Here is a 24,329-nt window from a genome sequence, read left to right as displayed (position 1 = left end):
AATTTTGACATATCCCCAAAAACAGCACTCACAAACAGGTGTATGCTGTATATGTGTATGTCCGCAAATTATCATCCCCAGTGGTAAAAGTATTTTACTGCTGGGGATTTTTATGCCCTTCGGGGCAGTAAAGGGAGGACAATCACATGAAAATAATCAATATTGGAATTCTTGCCCATGTAGACGCTGGAAAGACGACCTTGACGGAGAGCCTGCTATATGCCAGCGGAGCCATTTCAGAACCGGGGAGCGTCGAAAAAGGGACAACGAGGACGGACACCATGTTTTTGGAGCGGCAGCGTGGGATTACCATTCAAGCGGCAGTCACTTCCTTCCAGTGGCACAGATGTAAAGTCAACATTGTGGATACGCCCGGCCACATGGATTTTTTGGCGGAGGTGTACCGCTCTTTGGCTGTTTTAGATGGGGCCATCTTGGTGATCTCCGCTAAAGATGGCGTGCAGGCCCAGACCCGTATTCTGTTCCATGCCCTGCGGAAAATGAACATTCCCACCGTTATCTTTATCAACAAGATCGACCAGGCTGGCGTTGATTTGCAGAGCGTGGTTCAGTCTGTTCGGGATAAGCTCTCCGCCGATATTATCATCAAGCAGACGGTGTCGCTGTCCCCGGAAATAGTCCTGGAGGAAAATACCGACATAGAAGCATGGGATGCGGTCATCGAAAATAACGATAAATTATTGGAAAAGTATATCGCAGGAGAACCAATCAGCCGGGAAAAACTTGTGCGGGAGGAACAGCGGCGGGTTCAAGACGCCTCCCTGTTCCCGGTCTATTATGGCAGCGCCAAAAAGGGCCTTGGCATTCAACCGTTGATGGATGCGGTGACAGGGCTGTTCCAACCGATTGGGGAACAGGGGAGCGCCGCCCTATGCGGCAGCGTTTTCAAGGTGGAGTATACAGATTGCGGCCAGCGGCGTGTCTATCTACGGCTATACAGCGGAACGCTGCGCCTGCGGGATACGGTGGCCCTGGCCGGGAGAGAAAAGCTGAAAATCACAGAGATGCGTATTCCATCCAAAGGGGAAATTGTTCGGACAGACACCGCTTATCCGGGTGAAATTGTTATCCTTCCCAGCGACAGCGTGAGGTTAAACGATGTATTAGGGGACCCAACCCGGCTCCCTCGTAAAAGGTGGCGTGAGGACCCCCTCCCCATGCTGCGGACGTCGATTGCGCCGAAAACGGCAGCGCAAAGAGAACGGCTGCTGGACGCTCTTACGCAACTTGCGGATACTGACCCGCTTTTGCGCTGCGAGGTGGATTCCATCACCCATGAGATCATTCTTTCTTTTTTGGGCCGGGTGCAGTTGGAGGTTGTTTCCGCTTTGCTGTCGGAAAAATACAAGCTTGAAACAGTGGTAAAGGAACCCACCGTCATTTATATGGAGCGGCCGCTCAAAGCAGCCAGCCACACCATCCATATCGAGGTGCCGCCCAACCCGTTTTGGGCATCCATCGGACTGTCTGTTACACCACTCCCGCTTGGCTCCGGTGTACAATACGAGAGCCGGGTTTCGCTGGGATACTTGAACCAGAGTTTTCAAAACGCTGTCAGGGATGGTATCCGTTACGGGCTGGAGCAGGGCTTGTTCGGCTGGAACGTAACGGACTGTAAGATTTGCTTTGAATACGGGCTTTATTACAGTCCGGTCAGCACGCCGGCGGACTTCCGCTCATTGGCCCCGATTGTATTGGAACAGGCATTGAAGGAATCAGGGACGCAACTGCTGGAACCTTATCTCTCCTTCACCCTCTATGCGCCCCGGGAATATCTTTCCAGGGCTTATCATGATGCACCGAAATACTGTGCCACCATCGAAACGGTCCAGGTAAAAAAGGATGAAGTTGTCTTTACTGGCGAGATTCCCGCCCGCTGTATACAGGCATACCGTACTGATCTGGCCTTTTACACCAACGGGCAGAGCGTATGCCTTACAGAACTGAAAGGGTATCAGGCCGCTGTCGGCAAGCCAGTCATCCAGCCCCGCCGTCCAAACAGCCGCCTGGACAAGGTGCGCTATATGTTTCAGAAGATAATGTAACGTCTTGCGCAATCCTCCGTTTGTGGGGAGAAATAAAAAGACAGAAGACCAGATCAGTGATATGCAAATGATTTGGGGGCCAAGATATGATGGAAATCTTGATTATGTGACCTGTTGGTTTTATAAGGCTGCACGTTACCTGAGGGATGTGCGTAATACTGAATTTGCTTTTGTCACAACTAATAGCATTTGTCAAGGTATTCAAGTTTCGTATCTTTTTCAACCATTAAAGGTATGGGGATGGAATATTCGGTTTGCGCATACAACGTTCGCGTGGGATGCACAATCAACGGATATGGCTCATGTGCATGTGGTTGTTGTCGGTTTTGTAAAGAAGAAGCAGGCCAAAAAATCGTTGTACTCTTATAAAGATTTGAGTGGGGATCCACAGATTTCTCACCCCGATAATATAAATGGTTATCTTGCGTCTGCGCAAGATGTCTTTGTAGAGAAGAGATCACAGAAGTTGGGAACACTTTCTCCCATGCTGTCCTTGGCTAACTTTGGTTCGATGCCTAGAGATGGCGGTCATCTGATCATTGATTCTCGTGACGAATATGAGGAAGCGATGGCTGATCCTATTGCAGCGAAGTATGTGCGCCCGTTCCGTGGCTCGCGTGAGCTAATTAATGGTATTGATCGCTGGTGCTTGTGGTTGCAAGATGCAACACCTGCAGATCGGACAAAATCTCCTATATTAAGAAATCGTGTTCAGCAGGTAAAAGAGATGCGAGAGCACAGTTCAGCTGCTTCCACCAGGGAAATGGCATCTACTGCGTGGCTATTTGCTCAAAGAGCTCAGCCCACTACTCGTTATGTTGCGATTCCTGGCGTGTTTAGTGCGGATCGTGAGTATGCAACATGTGATTGGTTTGATCCTGATGTGATCTCAAGTAATGCTAACTTTACTTGTGCTGATCCTGATGGTTTCGCGTTTGCGATAATCGAATCGTCGATGTTCATAACTTGGCAAAAGGCTATCGGCGGAAGGCTCAAGTCAGACTGTCGGTTCTCTAACACGGTGGTGTGGAATAATCTTCCACTTCCAGCCGTCAGTGAGGAATTGCGCGGGAAAGTGATTGCGGCGGGCAAAGTAGTGTTAGATGCTCGTGCGAACTACCCTGAGAGTTCATTAGCAGAGCTGTATAATCTCGCTGGTATGCCTGTAGACCTTCGTAAAGCTCACCAGGAGTTGGACAAGGTGGTTGACCGAGCGTTCGGTGCTGCAAAACCATGTCGAACAAATGATGAGCGTGTGAAGATTCTCTTCAACAACTATGAACAGATGACCAAGTGAATCATTGAGTGGTTACGGTTTCCTGCTTGCTGCGGTTGGAAGAAAGAATGGACGATCCATTCGATTCCAGCTGCAGCAGCTGAAAGCTCACTTTCTTTATGTGAAAAGTGCGAGCGACCGCTCACTTTATTACGAATTTGTTTTATTTTACGGTAGTTTTCTGCAAAGAAATGCACACGATGTCAATGAGTAGAAGAACCCGTAAAAATATGTGATAATCCTACTCTTGTCTCAGTTTTTCCTCCCCAGAATTTGTTGGAGGATAATACGAAAACCATAAATGCTTGTGATGTAAGGCAGAAAAATGCCTTCGATACCATTGGAAGAAGGCTTGTAATTGTTGCAAAAACTGAGAGAATGAGAATATGAGAAAGAAGAAGGAGAGCATTTCGTAGAGAGCGGAATGCTTCGGAGGAATCACCACGGGGAGTACGCAAAGAAACGTACTCCCCGCGCTCTGTATTTGAAGAAAACTCAGGGGGTGAAGTCATATCGACCTCAACCTCTCATTGAACTGTTAATCTAGCTGGTTTCTTCTTCCAATACAGAGATCACGGCAAATCGTTGCCAGCAGCGAAGTACAGATCGTACCATTCCTGCGGCTCCAAAGTGACCTCAGCACCAGCAGCCATCTGCTGAATACGAGTTGGATTCATCGAACCCAAAATCACCTGCATCTGAGCTGGATGACGCAAAATCCAAGCAGTAGCAATACCATTCTTCGTGGAATCGTACTTCTTGGCGAGCTCTTCTAGCTTAGCGTTAAGCTCAGGGAACTTCGGATTATCAACGAACACACCCTCAAAGAAGCCATACTGGAACGGGCTCCACGCCTGAATCGTCATCTTCTTCAAGCGCGAGTAGGCAATAATGCCACCATCATGGTCAACGCTTGACGCATCCGACATGTTCACGTGGAACTCCTGCTCCACCATGCCAGTGTGGCCCAAGCCAAACTGAAGTTGATTGACCTCAAGCTTTTGGTCCACAGCACTTTGCAACAACTCCGTTTGCCGTGGGTTGACGTTACTCACGCCAAAATGACGGACCTTACCCGAATTTTGCAACTCATTGAAAGCTTCAGCAACTTGATCGAGCTCAACCAACGTGTCAGGACGGTGCAACAGAGCAAAATCAACGTAATCAACGCCGAGATTATTCAGCTCAAAATCGAGAGCTTCCAGCAGATGCTTCTTCGAAAAGTCGTAACGCTTGCCAGCAACAATGCCGAACTTCGTCTGCACAATCACCTTGTCGCGAGCAATACCAGCATCCTTCAAAGCGTGGCCCAACACTTGGCTGGACTTGCCAGCCCCATAAACATCAGCAGTATCAAAGAAGTTAATGCCGCAATCCATTGCCGTGGTGATAATCTTAACGGCTTCTTCTGGCGACTTTTCGCTGATGCGCATCACGCCAAGGGCGACGCGAGAGGCTTCCACGCCACTGGTACCTAGTTGTGCATATTTCATCGTGACCTCATTGGCAGGAAACGAATAGAGACGATTACAGAATATCGAGGAGTACCGAGGCAAAGACCCTACTTTGTTCATAGCTTAAGCAAAGTCGAGGTGGGGAGTGAGGAAGATGATCAGCGGGCAGGAGTGTTTTGTTGCGCACACTTTTCTGTTTCACGTGAAACAAGATACTTTTCACGTGAAACGTAGCGATAGAACTTCTCAGTGTTTCTCAGGGTTCTCGTTTGCGAGAGTGAAACCACGGAATTCGAAACCAGGACTCACCACGCAAGAGACAAGCGCATCCGCAGTGGTGGGCAGCGTACGCTGCCATACACCAGCAGGCACAAGGTAATGACCAGTGACGGTGGTGGCGTTCTGAGAATCTGGAGTAATGCCAGAGCCTAGAGTGACCTCAGAAAGTGAGTTCAGGTCAGGCTGATCACCGTTGCCAGCAAGCTGAAGCGTGACGGGAGCAGGGCCGTGCCACAGCCAGATTTCGTCAGCGTCGACTTGATGCCATGCGGAAAAATCGCCCTTCGGCAGCAAAAAGTAGATGAGTGAAGCCAGCGGACGTTCGCTGCCAGCGACAGAAGTAGGGCTCTGCCAATCGCGATGATACCAGCCACCTTCGGGGTGTGCTTCGAGCTGGAGCGTATTGACAAGGTGCTGAGCGTACGGACTCATTGTTTCATATGAAACACTCATGGGATTCCTTTCCTTCAGTGCAATTGCGTGTTCAGTGGCCGGCTTGAGGCCAGCGCTGCGAGTCAGTGAGCAGCGGGAGCAGGTTCTTCAGCAGCGTCAAAAGCATTGCGATTATAAGCCAAACGGCCATTGATCACCGTCGCTCGGTTCGTGCCAGCACCCTGGCGAACCAACACTTCCAACGTATGCTCCACATCAGCAGGCGAGTGAGTTTCCACAGGAATATCAAAGAAAGCAAGGTCAGCAGGAGCGCCCGCGTTAATTTGACCCAAGCGGCCCGGGCCAACATGCAAGCCCATCACAGCGGCACCACCCAACGTCATCATACGAATCAGGCGATGAGCAAGATCAGGGCGATCATAACCCTGCTCGCGAGCCAAATCCCATAGCATGGACACATCATCCAACACATCAAGGCTAGGCGAGCTCGACAGAGAATCAGTTCCCACCGACAGCAGGTTTCCCTCCTCCAAGTACTCGCGCAAAGGAGCATCCTTCTGCGTCACAGTGATGCGGTTAGAACGTGGGCACAAAGCAACACCCACACCGCGCTGACGAAGAATACGCCGATCTTCCGCATTCGCCCACACGCCATGAGCAATATGAACATCAGGGCCCAAAGAGCCCAGCTGGTCGAGGAACTGAATGGCAGAAGCGTCCATTCCCGCATTCTTTAATGCCTTATAGCTCTCCCAATCACGATTGTTCCACGTGGCAGCAGAATATGTTGTCAACGTCGTACCATCGCCACCAGCTTCCAGAGGAGTTTCAGCCAAATGAATGTGCAAGCGCATATTCAACTGGCGAGCAATATCGGGCAATTCAACGAAAGGCTCAGAAGCAAGCGTATACGGAGCATGAGGAGAAATTCCAATGCTCGGAATTCTTTGCTGACGCATGGCACCAATCTGCTCCATCAGAGCAGGCACTCCAGCAGTCTGCCAATCTTGATTATCCCAATTCATCACTTCCCAGTAAGCAATGCCATGCAAGCCTTGCGAAGCGAGAGCTCCCACAGCCTCCGGGTCAGTGACGATATCAGCAGCGGCAGTCACACCGTTTTCCACCAACTGGCGAGCGCCATCGAAAGCAGAATCACGCCAAATAGAGCCAGGCTGGTGTTGCAACTGCTCATAAACGACGTTGAAACCGTCCGCCCAGCCGCGGAAATTTGCGTAATGGCCTTCGCCCACCTCACGCATATTCGTGTACTGCAAATGAGTATGCGCATTCACTAAACCAGGGGTTATCACGCCCTTCCAGCGCCGCTCCTCAACCTGAGCAGAGCTACTCAACTGCTCGCGCAACACTTTGAGCACCCACTCACGCGTACCCACATGGATCACCCGCGAGCCGCTCACCGCAATAGCGCCATCAATGAGCAGCGGGCCCGTCACCGGAATGACCAAAGGTGCAGAATAGAGCGTCACGTGCGTCAGCTTCTCCGCATTCGTCGCCTGCTCGAGAGGGTTGAGCGCGCCGGAGGAATCGTGGTTCAGCGCATTTGTCGAAGAGTCCAAGTCATCGTCGAGGCCAGATTGCGTCGCGCTGGAGGAAGAGTTGAGCGCAATGTTACGAGTGTTTTCCATTAACTTTGAGCCTCCGCAAAACGAGTCATCGTCCAGTTATAGCCGTTATCCGCCACGGCCGAGCTCACCGAAAAACCGCGAGCGGCCAGCGCCAAACGCGCGATTCGCTGGTCAGCATCAGCTCCCAAACGGTGCAAGCCGGGGGTAAAGCTGCTGGTGAGCAAAGCATGAACTGCACTGATCTGAACGGCAAAGCTCAAGTCCATAATCTCAATCGGATTGCCGCCGCCGGCGGTGTAATTCACGCCATCCCCACCCGAGATCAAACGAAGAGTATGCGTAGTGGAAATCTTGAGCTGCTCGACAGGCCGATGCGTGAGGGTAAAGCCGAGGTCATCCAACGCAATTTCGTTAGCGATGCCGCCAATAACCGTCACAATAGCGTTATTTTTCATCGATTGGAGGTGCTCAACCGTCACGGTATGACGCACGCCGGTAGCTGAAACCAGCATGTCAGTAGTAGGCAAAACGCTTGAGATTTCCACCGCGGCAAACCCATCGAACGCAGCTTTCAACGCCGCCACAGGGTCAACATCGCATACGCTCACGTGAGCGCCCAAAGCTCGAGCGCGCATAGCAAAACCGCGGCCAACCGGGCCGTAACCGACAACCGTGACGTTCTGGCCAGCAAAACAATCCGAGCCGAGCAGCGTTTGCAAAGTAGTGACGCATGTTTCGCCAGTGCCGTGGGAATTGTCAAAACCTGTTTTCAGCTGAGAATCGTTGACAGCGATAACAGGGAAGGTGAGAGCGTGAGCATCCTGCATAGCCTGGAATGCGCGCACACCACTTGTCGTTTCCTCTGCCACCCCGCGCAAGTTGGCGATGAGCTCCGGGCGTTCGAGGGCAGCGAGACGGGCAAAACTAGCGCCATCGTCAATGATCACATCAGGGTGGAGTTCGTCGAGAAGGCGAAGGGCTGCTTCATGAGCTTCTTCATTCGTCCACTGAGAATCAGCTTCCACAATGATGCCTTCTGCTTTCAACTGGTCAGCTACGCGCTGGTCAGTTGAGGAAGGCCCGCAGTACACGCCGACTTGAGCGCCAGCCTTTTTCAGCAAGCGCAGAAGAACAGCAGTTTTCGGTTCCAAAATAAGGCATGCGGCAATACGGACACCGTGTAAGTTAAGCCCTTGTGCTTGCAACTGCTCGAGTAAGCCTGCACTGACGGGCATGTGCGCTTGCGCGTAATCCATGGCGTCTTTGCCGGAAAGCGCGCGCACGTCGTAGTCAGGGTGCACCAGATCAGAAGTGAGGTTGTGTGCTTGCGAAACCTGGTGCGAAGCGTGGTCGGAAAGAATGATGCCCCAATTGTGTGCAGCAAGGCGAGACTCTTCGGTAGTGAAAATCTGGGAAGGAAGAACGTTACCAGCCAAAGAGCGATTAGTATGCGAGCTCACGTATTGCGCCCAGGAAGCAAAAGAAGGGAAATCGGCAACGGAAGTGTTGCCAGTGGCGGAAGTGTTGCCAGCGGCGTTATCGAAAGCGGAAGAAACAGGAGAAACCATAGGAATCAAGCCAGGAGAAAAGGTTGGTATGACAAAAGGGATAGTTGGTTGAGTATGCTTCAGGCTCTTGAGCGTTCCGAGTAATCGTCGCGCATCAAGAGCCTTCAGCTCATTCAGTTTTTCAGCTGCGCTAACTCTCACCGAACAGCGCTCGTCTGCATGGCAGCAGTTGAGCGGCCAGCAGCATTACGGCACAGTTCACCGAGCAGCATCACGCCACAGTTCACTTCAAGGTTGGAACATCGGTGGTGTAAGCGGCGAGCCACTTGTCCTGCAGCTTCTTGATGGTGCCATCCTTGATGAGCTCGTTCATAGCCTTGGTGACGGCTGGGGTGAGAGAAGAGCCCTTAGGAAGCACGATGCCGGTGCCGTTTGGATCGTCACTGCCTGGGATCTGGCCGAGAACCTTGCCGTTCTTCACCTGGCCGCTCTCCACGATGTAGGAAGCAGCGGGAACGTCAATGACGAGAGCGTCGATCTGGTTGGAGTCAACAGCCTGAGCGAGCACTGCGTTGTCGTTGAAGGTCTTGATGTCGCTCTTGATGAGCTTCTTGGCGAAGTCATAGGAAGTGGAGCCAACCATAGCGCCGATCGTTGCCTTCCTGAGCTCAGCAAGAGTGGTGGCGTTAGCGAACTTGGAGTCCTTACGAACGACAACAGCTTGTGCAGAGTTGTAATAGCTTGGGGAGAAGTCCACAGCCTTCTTGCGCTCTGGGGTGATGGAGAACTGCTGGATGTTCATATCCCAGTCCTTAGCGCCAGGAGCAATAGCGGAGTCGAAGGTGGTGCGAACCCACTTGACGTCGCTCTTCTTAAAGCCCATCTTTTCTGCAACCTTGTAGGCGATGGCAGCCTCGAAGCCCTTGCCCGATTCTGGCTTGTCATCAATAACCCATGGGGTGTAGGCAGGGTTGCCGGTGGCGATGGTGAGCTTGCCGGCAGTCACGGTCTGTAACTTGCTACTTGACTCGGTGGAGCTCGCCTTCTTTTCAGCTGGTGCGGAAGAGCCGCAGGCTGCAGTGAAAGCAAGTGCTGCAACGGAAAGGGTTGCGCCGAGGGTGCGAAGGATGCGAGAGCTATTCATGGTGTCTCCTTTGAAGGAATACCTCACGAATGAGGAATACCTTGGTTGTGCGAGATTGGCAGAAATGTTCTGCTCGTCTCAAAAAATAAATAGTGTGCGATAAAAAGATTGATTTTTGTGCGACAGTTGCTGAGAGCTACTTCGCGCGCTCCTGGGCCGGTGACTGACTCGGTGAGCTACTCTCAGTAAGTCATTCTCAGTAAAAGCGGCCCTCAGTAAGCAGCTCAGCGCGTCACTTCTTGAGCATGGGAACGCCGGTCGTGTACTTTGAAAGCCACTTATCTTGCAGCTTCTTGACCGTTCCATCCTTCAGCAGCTCGTTCATAGCTTTGGTCAAAGGTGCGGTGACAGCAGAGCCCTTTGGCAGCACGATTGCCATGCCTTCAGGGTCTTCAGTGCCAGGAATAGCACCTAAAACCTTGCCGTTCTTCACTTGGCCAGAGTTGACGATGTTGGAAGCGATCGGAACAGCGACGACCATGGCATCAACTTGATTGGAGTCGACAGCCTGCGCGAGAGCAGCGTTGTCGTTGTACGTTTTAATGTCCTTTTTCAAGGTCTTAACGGCCAGAGTATAGGAAATAGTTCCCACCATGGCGCTGATCTGAGCATCCTTCAAGTCAGAGATGCTGGTGGCGTTGGCGTACTTGGAATCCTTGCGAACGACGATTGCCTGGTATGGGCGGTAGTAGACGGGGGAGAAGTCAACGGCCTTCTTGCGTTCTGGGGTGATGGAAAACTGTTGGATGTTCATATCCCAGTCTTTTGCGCCTGGAGCGATGGCGGAGTCGAAGGTGGTGCGAACCCACTTGACGTCGCTCTTCTTATATCCCATCTTTGCGGCGAGCTTGTAAGAAAGCTCTGCTTCAAAGCCTTCCCCAGATTCTGGCTTGTCGTTCATCACCCATGGTGTATAGGCAGGAAGGCCAGTGGCGATGGTGAGCTTGCCAGGGGTTACAGTCGCGACGTTTTCTGCTGCTGCAGCTTTCTTTTCAGCTGGGGCTGAACCGCAGGCTGCAGTGAGGCTCAGAGTTGCAATAGCAACGCTTGCAGCTACTGCGCGGAATACCCGAGAACGGATCATGAAATTTTCTCCTTAAAAGATCCGCGGATGTTGTTGCTGATAGCCCGCCTTCTTAAGGATTTCACGGACTTCAGGCTTCTGAGTTTACGGGGCAGTTTGCCCGAATTTGCGCTGTTTTTCAGCTTCAAGCCGTTGTTAATCTTGCTGTAAAAAACTTGTTTTTACAATGGTCTTTATCTATGCAGCGTCGCCCAATTTTCCACTTTTATCGCTCATGATTGTCACCGCGCATTCTCTTTTGCGCATATTTGTGTGGATCTGCGCACAATCTGGAAAATATAGGCGCATTTTCTCACGATTTCGATGTTTTATCTGTGAATTTGTCGTGGGTAGCACGTCAGTTTTTCGCTGGATGGCAGGTGAGTGCTGGCGTGGTTTGCTTTGCTGATGGCTGAAGGAGGTGTGTAACAAAGCGTTAACTAAATTAGCTTGCAAACACAGGTTGTGAAGGTTGAAAAAAACCTTCTGTAACATTGCATTAACGTAATTTCGAGACCATAAAAAAGCACACGTGCCAGTGTTTCTCGCTGTCATTCACGCTGTGCACGACACCATTACTACGCGGCAAAGGACCGACATGGTACAAACATCGTCAACACCATCCCTCAACCTTCCTCTTCCTTCTTCGGTGACGCGCGTTGTCATTCTCTGCGCTTTACCGCGCGAGGCTGCTCTTATTCGCGAGCACCTGGAAGATCGTCACGATGATGAGCGTTACGCCGTCTCCTACAGCACCGGCTTCTTTGCTGGCAAGGCTGTGACTGTTGGCGTTGCGGGCATGGGAACCGTTGCAGCTGCTGCAGCTGCACAGTTCTTGATCACGCAATTTCAGCCCGATGTTTTCTTCTTCTCTGGCATCGCTGGTGGCTTGAATGCTCTGCTCGACGTGGGTGACATCGTCGTTGGCAAGGAGCTCAAGTACTTGGAAACGAACACTGCCATCATTGCTGAGTGCGACCCCTTCCTTGAGGTTTTCCCGTCTCACCCTGTTTTGGTCGCCTTGGCACAGAAGGCTTTGCGCGGCTTGGGCTATGCTGAAGTTCCTGCAAACTCCGAGATTTACAGCGTTGCTCCAGCCGAGCGTGAAGAATACCTTGCTTCTCAGAAGGCTCGTGTTGACCATGAGGTTGCAGCTGCTGGTTCGCATACGCTTCCAGATTCTCAGGCTGTGCGCATCTGGAAAGCAGAAAACAGCAGTTACCGTGGCCATCATTTCACCACGGGCGTGATCAACACCAGCGACGAATTCAACACTGACCCTGCTGTTCTCGAGGCATCCCGAGCAAACGAGCATGGTGATTGCGAGGAGATGGAAGGTGTTGCAGCCGCTCATGTTGCTCACCGTTGCCGTGTTCCGTTCTTGGCTTTGCGCTCTCTTTCCAACCAGTGCGGTGAAGCATATGACGAATTAGGAAGTGCAGAAGAACGCATGAGTGCAACCGCTCGCGATGTTGCAGCGGTTGCTCTGCGCGTGGTTGAAACTCTCGACTAAATAGTGGCTGCGCGCAGCGCTGGACATACACATGTGGGGAAGCACGCTTTCGTGCTTCCCCACATGTGTATCACGGCAGTGGCAATCTCAAGCGATGAGAGGCGAACTCACCACGAAGCCACCACCTCGCAAACGGCAAGCTGCTCACCAGCCAAGCTGAAAACCTCAGCAACGGCAGAAAAATCAGCCGCGGAAGTGAGAGAAGAACTCGCGAGTTTGCGGATCCTGAGAGTTATCCATCACCTCTTCAGGAGTACCATTCTCAGCAATGACGCCCTTGCGCAACAAAACCACGCGATCGGCAGCATCGTGAGCAAAACTCATCTCATGCGTAGCCATCAAAATGGTCGTACCCTGCTCCTTGAGCTCACGAACCATGTCGAGAACCTCACCGACGAGCATCGGGTCCAAAGCAGACGTAATCTCATCGAGAAGCAAAAGCTCAGGGTTCGTCATCAAAGCACGGCAAATAGCAACGCGCTGCTGCTGACCACCAGAAAGCTGATCAGGGAAAGCCTTCGCACGAGCACCCATACCAATGCGCTCCAACAATTCCATCGCGCGCTCATTCGCACGGTTCTTATCCCAATGGTGAACCTTACGAGCAGCGAGAGTGACATTGTTGAGCACGTTCATGTGTGGGAACAGGTTGAACTGCTGGAACACCACGCCAATGCGAGCGCGGATGTCATCCTGCTTGATGGCTGGATCAGTGATGTCCGTGTCACCCAACCAAATCTGGCCATCGTTAACCTGTTCAAGCAAGTTAACGCAGCGCATCAAAGTGGACTTACCAGAGCCAGACGGGCCGAGGAGGGCGACCACTTCATGCTGGTGGATGTCGAAAGAAATGCCCTTCAACACTTCCAGGTCGCCGTACGACTTGCGAATATTGTCAATGCGCAGCACCACCGGGTTCTTTTCGGCTGGAATGCTGGTTGGGTTTTCCTCGACGTGAGCCACGCTGGCCTGCTTGCTAGTGAGGAGAGCTGAAGCCATTGATAATCCTTTGCGAATAAGTATTTCTTCAGATTGCCAGGAATGCTGAACCGTCGCTCAGACAGTACCGCCAGAGAGCTCGCGCTTGCGCAGACGCTCGGAGTACCAATCGGAGAAGATGATGAACGGAACACTCATCAAAATGAACATCAAGCTCGCCACGACGTATGGGGTGAAGTTGTAGGAGCTTGCCACAGAGATTTGTGCAGCACGAACAGCGTCAACAGCGCCGAGAACAGAGATCAGGCCGACGTCCTTTTGCATGGAGATGAAATCATTCATCAAAGCAGGAGTCACCTTGCGAATTGCCTGTGGAATGACGACAAGCCATGTGGTCTGGGAAGCAGACAAGCCAATAGAGCGAGCAGAAGCGCGCTGAGAAGGATGAACATCGTTCACACCGGCACGCAAAACCTCAGAAACATAGGCTGCATAGTCGATCACGACGGCGATTGTACCGAGAAGAGCAGGGTCGATGCGGTGAGTTGGGTCGAGGCCTGGAATGCCGAAACCAATGAGGTAGAGCAGAACGATCATAGGAATACCGCGCATCAGCGTGGTGTACGCAGAAGCCAGCACGCGCAGCGGGAAGAGCACGGGGGACTTGCTGGTGCGCAGAAGTGCCAGGCCGGTGGCGAGCACTGCGACGCCGACAACAGCAAAACCGAGAATGCGCAAGTTGAGCAGCAAGCCCTGGCCGATTGCTGGCAGCGACTTCATGAAGTACTCAGGGGAGAAGAAAGTTTCCTTGACTCGTGGCCAACCGGGGGAGTTGTGCAGAGCAACGACGACGACAGCAACGAGGATAACCGTGCTGATCAAGCTTGTTGCAATGGACTTATTGCGCTGCTTTCTGCGGTATGCCTGACGTTCGAGCTCAACCTGGCTGACCGCGTGCTTGTTCACAGTATGCTCTTTTAGCCTCTGAGCGTCGGTTGGAGTTGATGCTGCGTGAGCAGTGGCTTCCATCTTTTCAGTCTCGGGGGAGAGCGCATGGTGATGCTTGTTCAACTCAGCCAGCTCTTCGTGCAACTCGTTGTGCAGCTCATTGAGAGTGTTGACATGCTCAGAATGTCGCAATTGGTTGACCTGACGGGATTGCTGCGGCAATTCAATCGTTCGAGTCATTATTTTTACCCTTGTCACTTCGCCTTAGTGGGCAGAATAGACGTCTGCCTCGTGGATTGTCCGTGAGAGGGATGGATAAGCGGACCTCGTGCAGAGTGGAACGCTTCCTCTCGTCCGATGCCCTGTGTGCAGGTGCATCGTCGTTCAGACTCAACCATTGTGTGGGGGCAAGGAGACGCAAAAGAGGGGTATTGTGTGATGATATTGTGATGGAAAGTGTGAGAAGCCTATCGTTGCAATGCTTTAAAGAGTTACATGCGAGTAATGAGCCGTTAACATAACCGTTAACTTGCGCCTGAGGATGAGTGCAGGCTCGTTACTTGAAGGCCTTTCTTGAGATTGTCACGCTGCGATTATTCTCCTCCGAGTAATCTTTCACGTGAAACAATTTTCTGATAAACGAAAAAATGTTTCACGTGATGGGCGTAGACGGGCAACAAAAAACCCTCATCCCAGGGCTGGAAGAATGCAGAGGGATGAGGGTCAGCTGCGATGACAATCTGGAGAAATTCTAGCCCTTCGAGCCATTGCGGTAGAAACGAGCCAGCGTCTCGTCGCGCAACTCATAGAACCAGCCGCCATCAATAGAATCGCGAATTTCATCGAGCAAACGCACGAAGAAGCGCTCATTGTGAATGGTGGCCAGAGTCGAGCCCGTCATTTCCTTGCACTTGAGCACGTGGTGAACATAAGCGCGAGAGTAATGCTGGCAGGTATAGCAATCGCATCCCACCTCCAGCGGGCGGAAATCGTCAGTGAAGCGAGCTCGCAACACGTTATAGCGGCCATCATGCGTGTAAATAGCGCCGTTACGGCCCACGCGAGCAGGAGCGACACAGTCGAAAGTGTCACCGCCATTCTCCACTGCAGCAAAAATGTCGTCGACAGCGGCGATGCCCAACACATGACGAGGTTTATTTTCCGGAAGCTCATCGCAGATCCACGCGCAGATCTCACCCATAATGCGCTTTTCGAAAGCGCCACCCAAGCCGAAACCATCAAAGTCGAGGCTGGCAATCTGAGAAGCTGCACGGCGGCGAAGGTCCTCATAGTTTGCACCTTGCACAACACCAAACAAGGCCTGATACGGCTTATCGCTGCGCTCCTGCGTGAGCTTGTGGTGCTCGGCAACGCAGCGTTTTGCCCACCGGAAAGTGCGCTCGACAGAAGCTTCCTGGTAACGGCGAGTGTTCATCAGCGTGGTGAGCTCATCGAAAGCAAACATGATGTCCGCACCGAGCTGATGTTGGATTTGCATCGAGATTTCAGCAGAGAAACGCTCTTTCTTGCCCGAAAGAGGAGAGTGGAAAGTGACGCCATCTTCATCGACAAAAGCATGACGAGTTTTGCCTTCAGCAATGACATCATCATTTTTCAGTCCAGTGACATCCATGGCGAGAGTCTTCTTGAAGCCTGCACCTAAGGAGAGCACTTGGAAACCGCCAGAATCGGTGAAAGTAGGGCCATCCCAATTTTCAAAAGCAGCGAGACCACCAGCTTTGTCAATCAGTTCTGGGCCTGGACGCTCGTTGAGGTGGAATGCATTAGAAAGCATGCATTGCGCGCCCAACCCGCGAATCTGCTCCGGAAGAACACCCTTCATCGTGGCTTGCGTTGCCACTGGCACGAAAGCAGGAGTGTGAATATCGCCGTGAGGAGTGTGGATAACACCAGTTCTGCCGTGGCGACGCCCACCCTGGCCTAAACCTTGCTTGCCATTGTTATCCATGCCGTTGGGAAGCTCAGTTTTCAGCTCAAAACCAAAGGCGTCACGTCCTTGGGCGATGGCGTGAGCGAGGGATTCAGCTTGCTCTTCGCGAGTTCTGATGGCGTGCCAACCGCTGTGAGCGAGAGCTGCTGAGCGAGCGTCTGATTCGCTGATCTTTTCTGCGAGGGCTGGTGGCGTGACCCAAGCGCCTTCATCGTCAGGATCAACGTGCTGAATCTCCTTCTTTCTCTTGCCATAATGCGGCTGGAAAGCGGGGTCAGCAGGGTTGGAAGTAGAGGCTGCTGGATAGGTGGCAGCTGGGGCGCTCGTGGCCTGATCGCTGGCCGCCGCCGAAGCGGCAGCTGGATCGCTGGCCGAGGCATCAGCAGTGAAAATCTCATCGTGTTCGCTCATAAAGCCCAACTGTAGCGAAATTGCAATACCTACACGCTCACGGGGGAGAAAGTGTCCTCAATGGCTGAGTGACAAAGCCTCTTGATATCCCAAGCCCCTATTTATAAACTAATAAATAAGAAGGCTGACTGAATGATGTGCGGATTCATTTTCGTATATCCGCAGGCAGCTAAGGCTGTTAACTCGCACAACGGTGTGAAGGAGTTCTTATGACGTTTACTTTTCCTCAAGGCTTCACATGGGGAGTAGCTACTGCTTCCTATCAGGTAGAAGGTGCTGCACAGGAAGGCGGCCGCACGCCTTCCATTTGGGATACGTATTGCGCAGTGCCTGGCAACATTTCTGACGGTTCTTCTGGTGAGGTTGCCTGCGATCAGTACCACCTTTACAAGCAAGATGTGGCTTTGATGAAGAAGTTGGGTGTGCAGGCCTATCGCTTCTCCGTTTCCTGGTCGCGCGTTTTCCCTAGCCTTGATGGGCCTGTCAATGAGGAAGGCATTAACTACTATCGTTCGCTCATCTCTGAGCTGAGGAAAGCAGGAATTAAGCCTGTTGTCACGCTCTACCATTGGGATCTGCCACAGTACTTGCAAGATATCGGCGGCTGGGCAAACCGCGAGGTGGCTTACCGTTTCGCCGATTATGCGCGTGAACTCGCCCGTCAATTCGGTTCGAGTGTGGATACATGGACCACTTTGAACGAACCGTGGTGTGCTGCATATTTGGGCTATGGTTCTGGCATTCATGCGCCGGGCATTGCTAACTATGCTCAGGCTTTGGCAGCAGTTCACCATTTGAACCTGGCTCACGGCCTGGCAATCAAGGCTATTCGAGAAGAGTTGGGTGAGCAGGCGAAGTGCTCGGTTACCTTAAACCTTCAGATTCGCAATGCTGCTTCTCATAGCGCTGACGATAGGCTTGCTGAGCATATGCAAAACTTGTTGGATAACGAAGTGTTCCTCGGGCCGATGCTCGAAGGCGCCTATGATCCCGAAATTTTCGAGTTGACTCGCGACTGGACGGATTGGAGCTTTGTTAAGCCTGGCGATGTGGAGATTATCCATCAGCCAATCAACTCTTTGGGCGTCAATTACTACTCTGCTTCCACGGTGTACCTCAAGCGTGTACCGATTGCTGAGAAGATGGCTTACCGTCGTCATTTGGCTGAACTTGCCGCCAAGGCAACGAAGCCTGCTGAGGGTGAAGATGCTGCTGGCCTGGCAGCTTTGTCCGCTTCTGGTTCGCTGGCTAACGCTGGTGGCGTTCCTGTTCCTCAAGGTGCAGCTGATCGCGTTCAGCAGCCGCCTGTCCCTGGCTTGGAAGATGTCGCTTACCTCCCTGGCGAAGGCGAGTTGACGGATACTGGCTGGAGCCAGAACCCTGAGGAACTGACGAAGCTGCTCTTTGATTTGCATCGTCGTTTCCCCTCTCTTCCTCTCATGATTACCGAGAACGGTTCTGCTTGGAAGGATGAGGTGAGCGTTGAGCCTGATGGCACCAAGATTGTTCATGATCCAAAGCGTGTGGTGTACTTAAACGATCACGTTAAGGCGATGGCTGATGCCATTGAAGCCGGCGTTCCGGTGATTGGCTACTATGCGTGGAGCTTGCTCGATAATTTCGAATGGGGTTCTGGTTATTCCAAGCGTTTTGGCATTATTCGCGTCGATTATGACACGCAGGAGCGCATCTGGAAGGATTCTGCCACTCGTTACAGCGAGATCGCGCACTCCAACCAGATTTAACCGCCAGAATGTGGCGTTGGGCACCTTGCGCTGGTTGCCTCACGCCAGCCTCTGTTGCTGGGCAGTTAATTTCAGTGCGAGAGTGTCAGGATGCGTGAAAATGCCAGTATTGGTGAGCTTACCTTGGTGTAGGCTTGCTGGTACTGGCTTTTTGCTCACGATTATCAGTGCTGATAATCTCAAACCACTACTATTTCTGAAGCGGTTAAGGTATTCTCTTATTTAGAAAACGAATTCTCAACGATGAGATAGGAGATAAGCTGATGCTTCCAACAACTTTTTCATCTCTGCCCTCAACATGGCACGTACGCGCCCTCAACCCTGAAGTCATCCCCGACTCACACCTTCAAGACGTGCTGAGCACAGGAATCGAAGCTCACGTTCCCGGCGAAGCAGTCGTCGCTCTGCTCGACGCAGGCTTGATCGACGACCCTTACGATGGCAGCAACGAAGCGACTTTGCAATGGGTCGGTGACGTCGACTGGGAGTACTCCACCACCTTCACCCCCACTGCCGAACAGCTGTCCCGCACTCGCCAAGACCTCGTCTGCTACGGAATCGACACCGTCGCTGACATTCGCATCAACTCTCGCGTCGTCGGCCACACGGACAACTACTACCTCACCTATCGCTTTGACGTGAGGCCTTACCTTCACGCAGGAGAAAACGAGATTACCATTTCTCTGACATCACCTGTGCGCTATTCCAACGCCCGTGAGCAAAAAATCGGCTTCCTGCCCCACACCGAACATCATGCTTTCAACCAGATTCGCAAGCCAAGCTCCCAATTTGGCTGGGACTGGGGAATTGACATTGCCAACAGCGGAATCTGGCAGCCAATCGGCCTCGACTGCTGGGATGGCGAGCGCATCGACTCCGTCCGCCCACTGGTGAGCTTGGAAGAAAACGGAGACGCTCGCGTCGAAGTGATCACTCGCATCGAACGTGAAGGCGTCAACCATGCCATCACCACGAATAACTACTTGGAAGGCAGAAGCGACGTCCCTGTTCACGTCAGCCTGACCGGCCCAGACGGAAGTCTGGTGTGCGAAGAAGAAGGAGTTGTTGAAACTCGACGCAACGAAGCTCACATCGTGTTGCACGTGAAAAACCCACAACTGTGGTGGCCATTGGGCTACGGCGAGCAGCCACTTTATCATTTAAGCGTTCACGCACAGCATGCTTACGCCGAACACAACATCGGCTTGCGCTCCGTGGCAATCAACACCTCTGTTGACGATGCAGGCCGCGCCTTCCAAATCATCATCAACAACATGCCAATCCACGCTCACGGCTACAACTGGATTCCTGGCGACGCCTTGCTGACCCGCTTTAGCAAGGAACGCTACGAAGCAGCCTTCCGCGACCTCGTGGAAAGCAACTCCAACATGATCCGCGTCTGGGGTGGCGGCATCTATGAAACAGACACCTTCTACGAGCTTGCAGACCGCTACGGCATCATGGTCTGGCAAGATTTCATGCTCGCCTGCGGCGCCTACCCCGAAGACCCAGAAACCGTGGCCAGCATCACCCAAGAAGCCGAGCAGCAGATTATCCGCTTAAGCTCTCACCCCAGCCTCGTGGTGTGGAATGGATCCAACGAAAACTATGTGGCTCATGCTGACTGGGGTTACCAGCCCATGCTGCGTGACGACGATTTGCTGCGCAATTCTCGCGGTTACAGCGAGAAGGGCTGGGGAGATCTCTACTATTCGCAGATCTTCCCCAAGCTTTTGCGCGAGCTTGACCCCACTCACGTGTACCTGCCGAGCTCTCCGATGAGCTTTACCGATCAAGTCGCTGCCAACAGTGACCGCGATGGCACAGTCCACATTTGGGATGTGTGGAATCACCGTGATTACAAGGATTATCGAGATTATCACCCTCGTTTTGCTGACGAATTCGGCTACCAGGCACCTCCTGCATGGTCTACCTTGGTGGGAAGCGTTCACGACGAACCTCTGAGCTTGGAGGGCAAGCAAATGCTCACCCATCAGAAAGCCAATATGGGTCAGATCAAGCTCGCCCGTGGCATGCGCTCTCACTTAACTCCCGGCCATATTGGTGATATGACGATCAACTCTGATGGCTCACGCTCCTGGCTACTTCCTACCGATGAATGGGCTGACCCTCAAGATTGGCACTGGGCAACTCAACTTCAGCAAGCCCACGCCATTGAGTTCGGTGTAGCCTACATGCGCTCTTTGGAACCGATCAACGCTGGTGCTTTGATCTGGCAGCTCAATGACGACTGGCCAGTCGTCTCCTGGGCAGCTGTTGACTTTGACGGCCACCGCAAGCCTTTGTGGTATGCCTCCCAGCGTGTATTTGCCCCACGCTTTGCCACCATTCAGGAAGAAGTATCAGACAAGCAACGCGAGAAACTCTCCTTTGAAGGTGAAGGTACATTCACCTCTGACCAGCTCTCACTCATCGCTGTGAATGACACACGGGAAACATGGTCAGGAGAATGGACTGTTTCACGGCAAACACTCGCGGGCGAGGTACGAGCCAGCGAGCATATCACAGCAACGATTGAAGCCGGCAAGCAAATGCGCATCATTCTGCCTGATAATCTTGCGCAATTCGATGAGCCTACCAACGAGATTATCGTGGCCACGGCAGAGGGCTTCGAACAAGTGATTTACAACCCCAGCGAAGTGATCGACCAGCAGCTGCAAGCACCACAGGAGGCTTTCAACGCCAGTGTGACCAAGCTCAGTGACACGTCCTACGAGCTCACTGCGACGGCGAAGAGCTTCACGCGCGACCTGTTCTGCATGGTCGACAAGGTAGACCCGCAAGCGCGCATCACCGGCGGGCTTGTCAGCCTCCCCGCAGGCCAAAGTGTCACGTGGAACATCACTACCTCCCACGAGGTAGACCCACAAGCATTCCTTCAGCCTGCCGTGCTGAGAAGTGCAAACGACCTGAAGCGCTAAAGCAAAAGCGAGTTCCCCAGAACGTAAAGCGTTCAGGGTACTCAAGCTCGTGAGTCAGGGCGTGCAGAAGAAGAATCTGCACGCCCTTATGCATACGAGCACACACAAGCGCAGCTATTGTGCTAATTTTTTAGTACAACAGGCGGCGCACAGAGGCGCCGAGAAACGAGGAAACATGGAAGACCGCAGAAAAATCACGATTGCTGACGTGGCACGAGCTGCAGGCGTATCGAACTCTGCGGTCTCCTATGCCCTCAACGGAAGGCCAGGGGTCTCCCCAGAAACACGAGACAAGATCCTGCAAACAGCACACAACCTCGGCTGGCAACCCAACCGAGCAGCGCAGAGCCTCTCCGCAGCAAAATCACGCAGCATCGGCCTCATTCTCGACGGCGACCCCTCATTAGCAGCAGTCGAACCCTACTTCATGCGCCTGATCGCTGGCGTCACCCAAGAATGCGAGAAAAACAACTACTCTCTCGTACTGCGCAGAGCATCAACCGCTCAAGCAGAAGTACCCGTCATCGAACAATGGATTGCCTCAGGAGCAGTCGACGGTATGATCCTGACCAACGTCGAAGCTCACGACGCACGCTTCAGCGTTCTTGTCGACCATCCTGACTTTCCTGTTGTCGCCCTTGCTGACCCCTCCATGGTGCCACACCTACCAACGCTATTTAGCGACGACGTTCAAGCCTGCTCAATGGTGCTCGAACACCTAACACAACTGGGGCATAAGAGCATCGCTCACATCAGTGGCCCCGAAAACCTCTCTCACACGCAAATCCGCGAGAAAGCCCTCAAGAACATGTGCGAGCAGCAGGGCATTCAGTACACCTCAATCGCTACTGATTACACATCGGAAGGCGGTACGGCCGCCACACTTGAATTGTTGACTCGCTATGAGCGGCCAACTGCAATAATCTACGACAATGATGTGATGGCTTTGGCAGGCCTGGTGGCCTTGCGCAAAAATGGCTTTTCCATTCCTCGCGATATGTCGCTGGTCAGCTGGGATGACTCTGTTCTATGCTCGACGGTTTCTCCAGCCTTGACATCGATGTATCGCGATGTTGTCAACGCGGGTGAGCGCGTCACACAGATGCTGTTGGCTCTGATCGATGGGCACGAAGCTCCTTCTCAAAAAGAAAAGCCTTATACCTTGATGGTGCGCTCGTCGACAGTTACCCCTCATCATGCTTGATGGTGTGATATTTGCTGGTGTTTCTTCAACATACGAAAAGTGCCTCACGGGAAAACCGTGAGGCACTTGTGTTTCAGCGCGGTGGCAATCTTGAGCCTTAGCAAGCTCTAGTAAGCCCTACCGAGCTCAGGATCGTTCCTACTTGGCATACTTATCAGCGACTTGCTTCATCGCCTTCTGCCAATTGGCTGCTTGCTCTTGGTCAAACTTCTCAACCTTGTCGTAGCCCAAACCTTGAGCTTCCGAGATCATGGCATCAATTTCCTTGTCGTATTCAGCCTGGTTCTTCGCCATCACAGCCTTCCACGAGTGAGAAATAATCTTGGAATCAATCTGGCCCATCAGCACTTGCAAAGCTGACGGCGCTTCAACAGGAGAGAAGCTTGAACCAGGAGCAACAGTGCTGCGGTTCGTCTTCGTCAGGTACTGCATTGTAGTTTTCGCGCCATCCATATGCTCAGACCAATCAGCCGTTACCTTGTCCATTGGCTTGGCAAGCTGCGTCTTCCACACACGCGGGTTGTACGATTCCTTCGTATCGGGGTCGATGGAGTTGGAATTGATTGCTGGGAAGTTGATGGCAGATCCGCCGTCAACGAAGCTGCCGCCACCCCAGCTAGCAGGCATGTTGAGCCCTGTTGCAGAGAAAACAGCCTTCTCGCCAAAGTCGGTGAGGTATGGCTCGCCTTTATCATTCTTCTTCCAAGCGAGGTCAGTTGGGCCTGCGGTGTTCGACGTGGTGATGTACGTGTATTCAGAGGAGTACAGCCAATCAATAAACTTTACCAAGCGCTGCTTGTGCTTGGCTTTGGAGCCCAAGGCGATTACTGCACCAGGGTCGCCAGTTGGGCGGAAGCCAGTGGAGAACGGGCTCATGTTCTGCAGTGGGGCGAGGAACATGCCGATGCCTTTTTCTGCGTTAGCTGGTGTGTTCTGCGTCCAATTGACGTAGGAGTTGAACGAGGAGAGAGCTTTGCCGTCGGTAATTTTCTGGGTGAACTTGTCCCAGTTTTGCGAAGGCGATTCTGGGTCAATGATTCCTGCTTGATTGGCTTTGAACAGGAAGTTCAGCATCTTTTGGTAGATGCCGTTCTTGTCAATCGGGGTTTCTGCCTTGCCACCTTCTGGCTTGAAGAATACATTGTGGTGGCGAGCATAGCCAAACATTTGCGCGAAATCAGAGGCTTGACGAAGAAGGGTGTCATCCCAATCTTTGAACAAGGTAATGGCGTAGATGTCGTTCTGACCAGTATCCTGGCGAGCTTTATCCTGCATCTTCTTGAGCACATCGATGTAATCGTCGAGGTTCTTAATTTCTGGGTAGCCGATCTCACGGTAGTAATCCCACCGGATGTAAGGCGCGTTGTCAGGGTCGACTGCTGCGGAAGATTGCGTTGGATCGCCGTCTGCTACTGACTGTGGGTAAGCCCAAATGCCACTCTTTTGGCCGATTACGTCGTTGACAGCCTTAGCCGCGTCCTCGAATTTGGTGAGGTGGGGCGCATCCTTGAGGTAAGGAGTCATATCGGAGACGAGCTTTGCCTTGATGAGTTTAGTCATCTTTTGGCTGCTGGTTACGATGACGTCACCGAGATTGCCAGCTGCAGCGCGGGTGTCGAACAAGGTATCGCCACCACCGGCGACGATAGGGGAAATGATGTTGAGTTTGATGTTGAATTTGTCCTTGACGACTTTGGCAAACCACCCTTTTTGAGTTCCTGCCTTGTTGGCCAAGCTGTCGAAGAAGTCGATGGTGATGAGTTCGCCGTTATCTTTGGTGGTGACTGTTTCCTGGGCTGACGATCCGCAACCGGTTAAGCCCAAGCTTAGAGCGAGAACTGCACCGATCGCCGCACTTGTGCGAATGTGCTTCATATTGATCCTTTCACCGCTGATTCCCAGCA

General features: G+C 52.5%; 16 protein-coding genes. 6 read left to right on the top strand and 10 right to left on the bottom strand.

What is annotated here, in order from left to right; translation table 11 throughout:
- Nucleotides 1-146: 146 nt before the first annotated feature.
- Complete coding sequence (gene tet(W) / locus AEAE_RS05695) at nt 147-2,066, top strand: tetracycline resistance ribosomal protection protein Tet(W) (RefSeq protein WP_000691721.1); 1,920 nt, start codon at nt 147-149, stop codon at nt 2,064-2,066.
- Between the two features lie 4 nt (nt 2,067-2,070).
- Nucleotides 2,071-3,363 carry a type IIL restriction-modification enzyme MmeI gene (locus AEAE_RS06965; protein ID WP_338064395.1) on the top strand — a complete coding sequence of 431 codons (1,293 nt, stop codon included), beginning with the start codon at nt 2,071-2,073 and terminating at the stop codon, nt 3,361-3,363.
- Nucleotides 3,364-3,914: 551 nt separating this feature from the next.
- Here the strand turns inward: AEAE_RS06965 and AEAE_RS05685 are convergent.
- The 6 genes from AEAE_RS05685 to AEAE_RS05660 form a co-directional block, all read right to left on the bottom strand.
- Complete coding sequence (locus AEAE_RS05685; RefSeq protein ID WP_094690187.1) at nt 3,915-4,835, bottom strand: aldo/keto reductase; 921 nt, start codon at nt 4,833-4,835, stop codon at nt 3,915-3,917.
- Between the two features lie 207 nt (nt 4,836-5,042).
- Nucleotides 5,043-5,528 carry a cupin domain-containing protein gene (locus tag AEAE_RS05680; RefSeq protein ID WP_094690186.1) on the bottom strand — a complete coding sequence of 162 codons (486 nt, stop codon included), beginning with the start codon at nt 5,526-5,528 and terminating at the stop codon, nt 5,043-5,045.
- A 62-nt stretch (nt 5,529-5,590) separates the two neighbouring features.
- Nucleotides 5,591-7,117: an amidohydrolase family protein gene (locus tag AEAE_RS05675; protein ID WP_094690185.1), complete on the bottom strand. Its 1,527-nt coding sequence runs from the start codon at nt 7,115-7,117 to the stop codon at nt 5,591-5,593.
- Entirely contained in the window at nt 7,117-8,625 is a 1,509-nt protein-coding gene (locus AEAE_RS05670; RefSeq protein ID WP_094690222.1) for an adenosylhomocysteinase, read from the bottom strand. Before AEAE_RS05670 ends, AEAE_RS05675 begins: the two co-directional genes overlap by 1 nt.
- 223 nt (nt 8,626-8,848) lie before the next feature.
- A complete protein-coding gene (locus AEAE_RS05665; protein ID WP_094690184.1) occupies nt 8,849-9,709 on the bottom strand; it encodes an ABC transporter substrate-binding protein in 861 nt (286 codons plus the stop codon).
- A 232-nt stretch (nt 9,710-9,941) separates the two neighbouring features.
- Nucleotides 9,942-10,793, bottom strand: a complete 852-nt coding sequence (locus AEAE_RS05660; protein ID WP_094690183.1) for an ABC transporter substrate-binding protein — start codon at nt 10,791-10,793, stop codon at nt 9,942-9,944.
- 577 nt (nt 10,794-11,370) lie between these two features.
- Here AEAE_RS05660 and AEAE_RS05655 point away from each other — a divergent pair.
- On the top strand, nt 11,371-12,285 hold the full coding sequence (locus AEAE_RS05655; protein ID WP_094690182.1) for a 5'-methylthioadenosine/S-adenosylhomocysteine nucleosidase family protein: 915 nt from the start codon (nt 11,371-11,373) through the stop codon (nt 12,283-12,285).
- A gap of 183 nt (nt 12,286-12,468) precedes the next feature.
- On the opposite strand, the gene AEAE_RS05650 is transcribed toward AEAE_RS05655, so the two are convergent.
- The 3 genes from AEAE_RS05650 to tgt form a co-directional block, all read right to left on the bottom strand.
- On the bottom strand, nt 12,469-13,284 hold the full coding sequence (locus AEAE_RS05650) for an amino acid ABC transporter ATP-binding protein (protein ID WP_094690181.1): 816 nt from the start codon (nt 13,282-13,284) through the stop codon (nt 12,469-12,471).
- A gap of 57 nt (nt 13,285-13,341) precedes the next feature.
- Nucleotides 13,342-14,253, bottom strand: coding sequence for an amino acid ABC transporter permease (locus tag AEAE_RS05645; protein ID WP_094690221.1), 912 nt, complete (start codon nt 14,251-14,253; stop codon nt 13,342-13,344).
- A gap of 670 nt (nt 14,254-14,923) precedes the next feature.
- Nucleotides 14,924-16,534, bottom strand: coding sequence for a tRNA guanosine(34) transglycosylase Tgt (gene tgt / locus AEAE_RS05640; RefSeq protein ID WP_244569656.1), 1,611 nt, complete (start codon nt 16,532-16,534; stop codon nt 14,924-14,926).
- A 209-nt stretch (nt 16,535-16,743) separates the two neighbouring features.
- On the opposite strand from tgt, the gene AEAE_RS05635 reads away from it, so the two are divergent.
- From AEAE_RS05635 to AEAE_RS05625, 3 genes are all read left to right on the top strand, one after another.
- Nucleotides 16,744-18,279, top strand: coding sequence for a glycoside hydrolase family 1 protein (locus AEAE_RS05635; protein ID WP_094690180.1), 1,536 nt, complete (start codon nt 16,744-16,746; stop codon nt 18,277-18,279).
- Between the two features lie 263 nt (nt 18,280-18,542).
- On the top strand, nt 18,543-21,221 hold the full coding sequence (locus AEAE_RS05630) for a glycoside hydrolase family 2 protein (RefSeq protein ID WP_094690179.1): 2,679 nt from the start codon (nt 18,543-18,545) through the stop codon (nt 21,219-21,221).
- Between the two features lie 175 nt (nt 21,222-21,396).
- Nucleotides 21,397-22,425: a LacI family DNA-binding transcriptional regulator gene (locus AEAE_RS05625; protein ID WP_158520541.1), complete on the top strand. Its 1,029-nt coding sequence runs from the start codon at nt 21,397-21,399 to the stop codon at nt 22,423-22,425.
- Nucleotides 22,426-22,563: 138 nt separating this feature from the next.
- On the opposite strand, the gene AEAE_RS05620 is transcribed toward AEAE_RS05625, so the two are convergent.
- Complete coding sequence (locus AEAE_RS05620; RefSeq protein ID WP_148139980.1) at nt 22,564-24,300, bottom strand: type 2 periplasmic-binding domain-containing protein; 1,737 nt, start codon at nt 24,298-24,300, stop codon at nt 22,564-22,566.
- Nucleotides 24,301-24,329 lie beyond the last annotated feature (29 nt).

Origin of the sequence: Aeriscardovia aeriphila (genome assembly GCF_002259595.1) — a bacterium.
Taxonomy (GTDB): domain Bacteria; phylum Actinomycetota; class Actinomycetes; order Actinomycetales; family Bifidobacteriaceae; genus Aeriscardovia; species Aeriscardovia aeriphila.
This window is presented reverse-complemented; position numbering and strand designations above follow the sequence as displayed.